Genomic DNA, 6982 nt, shown 5'->3' on the forward strand with positions numbered 1-6982 from the left:
TGCAGGTGTGAACGACAAACGAAGCGCGGCGCGGGGGGCGGCTGCATCGGCCGTGACATATCCGCAGCAGCAGGAACCGACGTGGCCGGCGACGGGGGATCAGGTCGTCTCCCTGCTGCTGCACCGCCACTGGTCGGGCCTGCACGGGCTGGCCGTGAACATGTTGCGCGACCGCGACGCCGCCCAGGACGCGGTGCAGGACGCCTTCATCGCGATCATCCGCCGCCGCCCGGTCTTCGATGGCGAGGCCGCCGCAGTGCGCTACGCCCGCACCGCGGTGCTGAACAACTGCCGCTCGCAGCTGCGACGCCTGCGCACGGCCCGCAAGCACCTGCACCTCGTGCGTGAGCCGACCACTGGGCCGGCGGACGAGAGGTTCCTCGCCAACGAGGCGACCGCCCGCATGCTGACCGTCATCGACGCATTGCCGACGCGCCAGCGCGAAGTGCTCGTCCTGCGCTACTTCGCCCATCTCGACGACCACGAGATCGCCGCGACGCTGGGCATCAGCAACAGCGCCGTCCGGTCCACGGCCAGCCGCGCCACTGCCGCTCTTTCCCTCGAGCTGAAAGGCGACCAGCCATGAACGACACCACCTCTGACCGTGGTCGCGGGCAGCACCCCGACGACAGGAACCGCGACACCACGGCTCGTGACCACGTTGACGGCGCGCAGGTGGCTGCTGCCTTCGCGCGGCGAGCGAACGTGCTGACCGTGCCTGCGCCCGAGCTGGAACAGCTGCGACAGCTCGCAGAGCGCCGACCCGGGGCTGCCGGTCTGCCCGCACCGCTCAGGCGGGGGCTTGCGGCCGCTGCGGTCGTCACCGTGCTGGCCGCGACCGGCTACGCCGTGGCGACGGGCCGCGCCGACACGACCGTGGCACACCCCGGTGGAACCTCGACGGCGAGCGCTGCGGCGGATCCGGGGATCTCCGATGCCGAACTCGCCGGCGGTGCATCGATGGTTCTGCGGCGTATCGCCGAGGTCACGCAGACCGCCCCGATCACCGTGCCTCGCCCCGACCAGTTCGTCTACACCAAAACAGAAGGAGTGGGAATCCCGAAGGGAAGCCCTTCGGACTGCTCGGGACCCCTGCAGCACTTCAGCAGCGAGGTGTGGGTCGCGCAGGCCGAGGACACCGACAGCTTGGCCATCTACGGAGACGGAACCCGGGTGCCGATCCACCACGAGGTCGAGTCCGACCCCGGCCTGGACGTGGAGATGGCCACCTATGCCGACCTGGCGAAGATCCCGACCGACCCGGCGGGTCTGCGCGCCTACCTGGACAAGCAGTACCCGAACGGGCCGCTGCGAGGGGCCGAGCTGCTGTTGGAGACCAATCTCGTGCCGCCGGCACTCTCGTCGGCGATCTACCGGTTGCTCGCCGACGAGCCCGGTCTGACGGTCGACCCCGACGTTTCCGACGCCGCGGGGCGGCCCGGTGTCGGTGTCGGCCAGACCGACAGGACGGGCGTGCTCCACGAACTGATCTTCGACCGGGATCGGCTGAGCCTGATCGGCTCGCGCCAGGTGCGGACGGCCGGAACGGCCACGAACCCGACCGAGCAGGTGATCACTTCCTCCGCGTTCGTCGAGCAGGCGATCGTGGACGACGCCGGCGAGCGCCCCAACTGATCCGCCGGTACAGCGGCCCCTCCCGATCATCGGGAGGGGCCGCTCGACTACACGGATTGGCGCGGGAGTACGCGCTATCGCGGGTCGGTCACGAAGACGTCCGCCACGGCGGGGTTGTAGGCGTGCACGAGGATGCCGAAGATGATGACGTCGAAGGTCAGATGGACGGTGACCACGTAGGTCAATGATCGGGTGCGCTGGAAGATGTAGCCCTGCAGCAGGGCGAAAGGCAACGTGAGCAGCGGACCCCAGCCGCGGTAGCCCAGCTCCCAGAGGAACGAGACGAACACCACGGATTGCAGGAGGTTCGCCTGCCAGAATGGGAAGTGGTGGCGGAGCAGGGCGAAGACGATGCAGATGAAGAACAGCTCGTCCCACAGCCCGACGGCGTTCACCCCGATGAACAGCCGGATGATCTCGTTGGCGCCGGCGATGTCAGGCCAGTTCCGGTAGGCGCCCGAGCCCAGGAAGTACACCGGCAGGATGAGGTAGCCCCCGACCACCACCAGGGCCAGGTAGCCGAACTCGAACCGGCTCCACCGGTTCCCGGTTCCGACCGGGAACGTGATGATGTCCTCCCCGTACCACCACCGGGAGAGGGCGTATGGCAGTGCGACCGCCGCCGACAGGGTGATCGCGAACCGGACCATCGCGGCGTTGCTCAGGTCCGCCTCCAGCGACATCGTGCTGATGACGACCAGGCCGGTGGCGATGAAGATCAGGTGCCGCAACAGCATGCGGTCCGCAACCGCCGCGACGACCAGACCGGCGACGATCAGCGCGTACCCGACCAGCCGCTCCTGCAGGCCGAACAGCGCGACCGCGGACACCACCACGAGTGTCGCGGCCAGCAGCTGGGTCCACGGGGGCCGCGCGATGGACCGGCCCTCGTGGCTGTCGGGAGTCGTCGCACCGTGGCTCACCTCGCCAGCATGGCCGGACCGTGCCAATGCGACAAACTTCCCACTGCGCGATCCGGGATCCGCAGCCACTTCAAAGCCTCACTCGGTCTGACACCCCACCTGAGGAAGCAACGGAACTTGGGCGGGGTACGACCGGCTGCATCACCGCTGCGGCGGCGGGGCCGTGCTGCCGGCTGTGCGTCGACGCAACTCGTAGGCGACGGTCGGCCACACTTCGCCCTTGACCTCGCGCAGCCGGTCCCCGGCCCGATCACGGGTGAAGCCTGCTCTCTCCGCGGCTGCTCGGGACGGGGCGTTGTCGGCGTGAGTCCACAGCCGGATCACCTGGAGATCCAGGTCCGACGAGAGCACGCTGATCGCGGCCACGACGTCCGCCGCGGTCAGGGTCGAGGGGTCGGATGTGAACCGCTGGATCTCCGCGTCCCTCGCACAGCACGCGTACCACTCTGCGTCCGAGGGCGACCAGCGTCGTAGAACGATTGCGCTGTCACGGAGATGCGCGAAGCTCACCCGACGAGCCTCGCAGAGCCGGACACGACCGGACACAACAAGATCGGCCCCCACCCGTTTCGGCAGGGGAGGGGCCGATTCTGTGAGCTGGCGGTGGTGCCCCCGGCAGTGTCTGAGTTCAGGACATCGTTCACACCTGTCGCGCGACATCGTGCACACCCGAGGACAAGGGGTGCACGATGGGGATGGCGCAGTTGGTTGTGACCGCGGTACTGGTCGAGGGCCGTTCCAAGAGCGAGGTGGCCCGCACCTACGGGGTCTCGCGCAGGTGGGTGATCACGCTGGTGCAGCGGTTCCTCGCCGACGGCGAGGCCGGGCTGGCGCCGCGGTCACGCCGACCACACCCCAGCTGGACGGCGTAGTCCGCCGCGGGAGCCGTCCATGTGGTGGGTGAGCCTGGGAACGGGGCGCCCGGGTCAGGGAGCGCCCGGCCGGGCTGGTAGTGGTCGATGACGACCGGTTCGTCACTCATGCGAACAAGGGTGCACCGGCCGCTACTCGATCAGCCGCAGGTTGGGCGGCATGTCCGGTCCGGGCTCGGTGGGCGATTCTGCGGCGGGACCGCTGCGGTTCCGGCGAGTTACCCGGCCTTGCCGGTCTTCTCAATGGCCTTGGCCAGGTCGGCGGTCGCCTGTGCCTGCGCCAACGTGGCCTGCACCTGCGCGGCGTGCATGTAAACGTCGGCGGTCAACTGCTCGGACCTGGACTCCAGCGCCTCGGACATGTAGGCGCGGGCGGAGGTGGCGTGGCTGTCAACACTCGGCATGGCCGGAGTGTGGCAGGCGTATCGGACATTTCACGCCGGGGTGCGCGGTGGGGGCACCTGCTCCGTCCACGCCCGGCCGTCCCACCACCGCACGGCGCCCGCGGCGTCCGGGTACCAACCGGGCGCCATCGCCGCCGGGACGGCCCGCGCCGGGATCACGCGGATGACCTCGGCACTCACGGGTCATCAGCTTGTAGGTCATGGCGCACTCGTCGGATCAGCTTGTAGGTCATGGCGCACTCGTCGGATGGTGGATGGGTGGATGGGTGCCGCAAGACCCCCGGAGCGTGCTCGATGAGGTATGGGCACGCCGGGAAGGGGTGCGGCGCCGGAGCCCTTCCCCGACTCCGGGAGCCGACCCTACCGCGTATCGAACGCGTGTTCGAGCTACCTCGAGCGTTGTCTCACCGTGTCTCACCCGGTTGCGCAGCCGGGCTTACCCCCGGCCCGTGACCTTGATGGTGTCGACCGTCAGCATCGGCACTGTCGTGCTCCCGCCGATCTGCGTGTCATACGACATCGCGCCGCCCACGGTGACCTCGGCCCTGAACAGATCGTCGTTGACGATGTCCTTCAGAGCAGCCGCGTCCCCGTTCAGCACCGTGTTCGTGTCGAAGGCGTACGCCTCCCCGGGGTGGTCGATGCCGTCCACGTTCGCGCGGAACGCGTCATTGCCGGTCGCCGCGTCGAACTGCGTGACCCGCCCGTACACGATGATCCGCTGGCCCTCATGGGCTGCCGGGTCCTTCGCGATGATCTGCCACTCGCGGGCGTCGACCGCGCGGTGCGGGAGCAGCGGTGCCGCAGAGGCCGTCCCGCTGTCCGGCGTGGCGCCGTTGCCTGCGGTCCCGATCAGGACCGCGAGGAGCAGCACGAGGACTCCGACGATCCACGGCCACTTCTTGCGCTTCCTCGGTGGCTGCGGCAGGTGGGGCCGTTGTGCGTAAGGATGCTGCTGCGGTGGTGCCCAGCCGTGGCTGTAGGCGGGCTGCTGGGGTGCCTGTGGGGACCAGCCCCCGTGCGGTGGCTGCCAGCCTTGCCCCGGCGGGGGCGGCTGCCAGCTCTGTTGCGGCTGCTGTGGTGGCCAGCCCGGCCCCTGCGTCATGGCGTCCCCCTCCGGCGTCCTCGACGGCGGGACGCTGCCTTGTCCACTTCGCTCCAGACGTGCGGTTGTTACCAGTTCTCAGCACGGGCTTGCCGGGCCACGACCCAAGGTCGGCCCAGCCTGGTGTCGCCGAGCGCGAGGTCGAGCAACCCCAAGCGACAGGCCGTTTAGTTACGCCACCTTCGCGTAGACCTTCGTTGACATTCCGTTAACAGCGAGCCGTATCGATCCCGATGGCCCTCAGAAAATAGGCACCATCGGATGGGTAACCTGACCAGCAGTATTCTGCTCATCCAATGGTGTTGCGCCATTTGTTCGCACATGAGCCGCACGGTAGGTTGCGCGCGTGCGCTGGCTCCCCGTCGAAGCGCATTGAATCAGAGCGTCGACATTGGATGTCGGCACACATGAGGAGACCCTGTGCGAAAAAAGTTGCTAATCGCGTCGGCTGCCGCCGTCGCCGGGATGCTCGCGCTGAGCCCTTTGGCGTTCGCCAACGACTACAACCGCGACCGCGACCGCGGTGGTAACGAGACGACCTCGTTCTCGTTCGAGGACGACAGTGTCCAGCGGAACCAGGTCAACCTCTGCAGCTCCGACCAGGACGCCGAGGTGCTGCCGTCCACTGTTGTTGGCGCGATCCTGCCGTCGCTGAGTCAGGACCAGAACGGCAACTGCGTCAATATTGCTGATGGTGTGAGCGAGCCAACGGCGCCTCCCACGACCACACCGGCGCCTCCGCCTCCGCTTACGGAGCAGGTCACACCCCCTGCCGATCGCGCTGATCCACTACCAGATGGCAGGTACGCCTTCGGATGGGACCGCGATCTTCCCCCCGGCCTCATGGACGCTGATACCACGTTCGTGATCACTCAGGCGTGCCCCGACGGTTGGACCCCGACGGTCCTCGGACAATTCACGCCCGAGAACGCAGCGAACACGCCTCGCATCGGCTTCGAGATTATCAACAGCGGCCAGGGTGTCCGGTACTTCTGGATTGGCAATGCACCACCGCCGGCTGAGCCGAGCGGGATCACCTACGTCAGCGCGTGCGAACCGCCCGCATAGCAAAACCGCACTCGGGGGCGGCTGCACGGTTTCGACAGGCCTTACCAACCTGTACAAGCTGCGGCCGAAACTGTCGTATCGCTACGTCTGCAACCAGACTGACGACGGCGCCCGGCTCGGTCTCGCCCTGCACTGTCGGTTCGCTCGGGCCCGGATGGCGATCTGCCATCCGGGCCCGAGTTGTCTCACCGAACCTTCGTCCGGTTGCGTAGCCGGCTCACGTCTGGCCGACGCGCGTCAGTACGACTCCACGTCCTACTCGGCCCGCTCCTGCTCGGCCCGCTCCAACGCCGCCCGCAGCACCCGCTCCCGCTCAGCCGGGGACAGCGGCGGACCCACCTCCACATCGGGGTCGCCATCGCCGAGACCCAGCTCCGGCCGCGACGCCAGCCCCGCACGCTTCATCGCTCGCAGCACGACATCGTCAGCACGGTCGAGTCCGAGCTCACTCACGACGCCCAGGATCCCCACCGCCGACATCCGCGCCGAACTGCGCATCACCGAGTCCTGGCTGAGCCCGAGCTTCGCGATTCGCTCTGCCAGCGACGCCACGTACTGACGCTCCGCTCGCTCTTGCTCGAACAGGACCCGGGGGTACTCGCCGACCTGCACCGCCCGACCCTCGATCGTGACCTGGTACGAGGTGCCGACGACGCCGTGCACGCCCTCACGATCCACCTGCCCGCGCAGCTGCTCACCCAGCCACTCGGCCCGCTCCTGCGCCAGCAGCAGCTGGCGCGGCAGCACCCACGCCGGGTGCATCTGGTCGTACCGGGCGGCGGCCTGCTCGCCGGTCTGCACGGTCGGGAAGCTGGCCAGGGTCACCATCTCGGCGGACGTGACAGGCTCCAGGGCACCACGCCGGAACGTGCAGGTCAGAGCTTGGATGTGCCCCCGGCAGTGTCTGAGTTCAGGACATCGTTCACACCTGTCGCGCGACATCGTGCACACCCGAGGACAAGGGGTGCACGATGG

At 68.3% G+C, this 6982-nt stretch carries 10 protein-coding genes; 4 read left to right on the forward strand and 6 right to left on the reverse strand.

Annotated elements, in window-relative coordinates:
- Window positions 1–52 precede the first annotated feature (52 nt).
- Window positions 53–586, forward strand: a complete 534-nt coding sequence (locus tag AC5L35_RS22220) for an RNA polymerase sigma factor (protein WP_495061592.1) — start codon at window positions 53–55, stop codon at window positions 584–586.
- Window positions 583–1635 (forward strand): CU044_5270 family protein, encoded by a 1053-nt coding sequence (locus AC5L35_RS22225; protein ID WP_495061593.1) that lies wholly within the window; start codon window positions 583–585, stop codon window positions 1633–1635. The genes AC5L35_RS22220 and AC5L35_RS22225 overlap by 4 nt, the downstream gene beginning before the upstream one ends.
- Window positions 1636–1709: 74 nt before the next feature.
- Here AC5L35_RS22225 and AC5L35_RS22230 read toward each other — a convergent pair whose 3' ends face one another.
- Window positions 1710–2558, reverse strand: a complete 849-nt coding sequence (locus tag AC5L35_RS22230; RefSeq protein ID WP_495061594.1) for a CPBP family glutamic-type intramembrane protease — start codon at window positions 2556–2558, stop codon at window positions 1710–1712.
- Between the two features lie 141 nt (window positions 2559–2699).
- Window positions 2700–2924, reverse strand: a complete 225-nt coding sequence (locus tag AC5L35_RS22235; RefSeq protein ID WP_495061595.1) for a GNAT family N-acetyltransferase — start codon at window positions 2922–2924, stop codon at window positions 2700–2702.
- Window positions 2925–3253: 329 nt separating this feature from the next.
- Here AC5L35_RS22235 and AC5L35_RS22240 point away from each other — a divergent pair, with 329 nt between their 5' ends.
- Window positions 3254–3430: a helix-turn-helix domain-containing protein gene (locus AC5L35_RS22240; RefSeq protein WP_495061596.1), complete on the forward strand. Its 177-nt coding sequence runs from the start codon at window positions 3254–3256 to the stop codon at window positions 3428–3430.
- A 218-nt stretch (window positions 3431–3648) separates the two neighbouring features.
- Here the strand turns inward: AC5L35_RS22240 and AC5L35_RS22245 are convergent, their stop codons facing one another.
- The 3 genes from AC5L35_RS22245 to AC5L35_RS22255 form a co-directional block, all read right to left on the reverse strand.
- Window positions 3649–3834, reverse strand: coding sequence for a hypothetical protein (locus AC5L35_RS22245; RefSeq protein WP_495061597.1), 186 nt, complete (start codon window positions 3832–3834; stop codon window positions 3649–3651).
- Window positions 3835–3864: 30 nt separating this feature from the next.
- Window positions 3865–4014: a DUF2510 domain-containing protein gene (locus AC5L35_RS22250; protein ID WP_495061598.1), complete on the reverse strand. Its 150-nt coding sequence runs from the start codon at window positions 4012–4014 to the stop codon at window positions 3865–3867.
- Window positions 4015–4270: 256 nt separating this feature from the next.
- The gene (locus AC5L35_RS22255; RefSeq protein ID WP_495061599.1) at window positions 4271–4939 is read right to left on the reverse strand and encodes a hypothetical protein; all 669 of its coding nucleotides are present in this window, start codon (window positions 4937–4939) and stop codon (window positions 4271–4273) included.
- A 420-nt stretch (window positions 4940–5359) separates the two neighbouring features.
- On the opposite strand from AC5L35_RS22255, the gene AC5L35_RS22260 reads away from it, so the two are divergent.
- Window positions 5360–6007 (forward strand): hypothetical protein, encoded by a 648-nt coding sequence (locus AC5L35_RS22260; RefSeq protein WP_495061600.1) that lies wholly within the window; start codon window positions 5360–5362, stop codon window positions 6005–6007.
- A 255-nt stretch (window positions 6008–6262) separates the two neighbouring features.
- Here the strand turns inward: AC5L35_RS22260 and AC5L35_RS22265 are convergent, their stop codons facing one another.
- On the reverse strand, window positions 6263–6835 hold the full coding sequence (locus AC5L35_RS22265; protein ID WP_495061601.1) for a hypothetical protein: 573 nt from the start codon (window positions 6833–6835) through the stop codon (window positions 6263–6265).
- Window positions 6836–6982 lie beyond the last annotated feature (147 nt).

The organism is Pseudonocardia sp. OZ21, assembly GCF_059359135.1.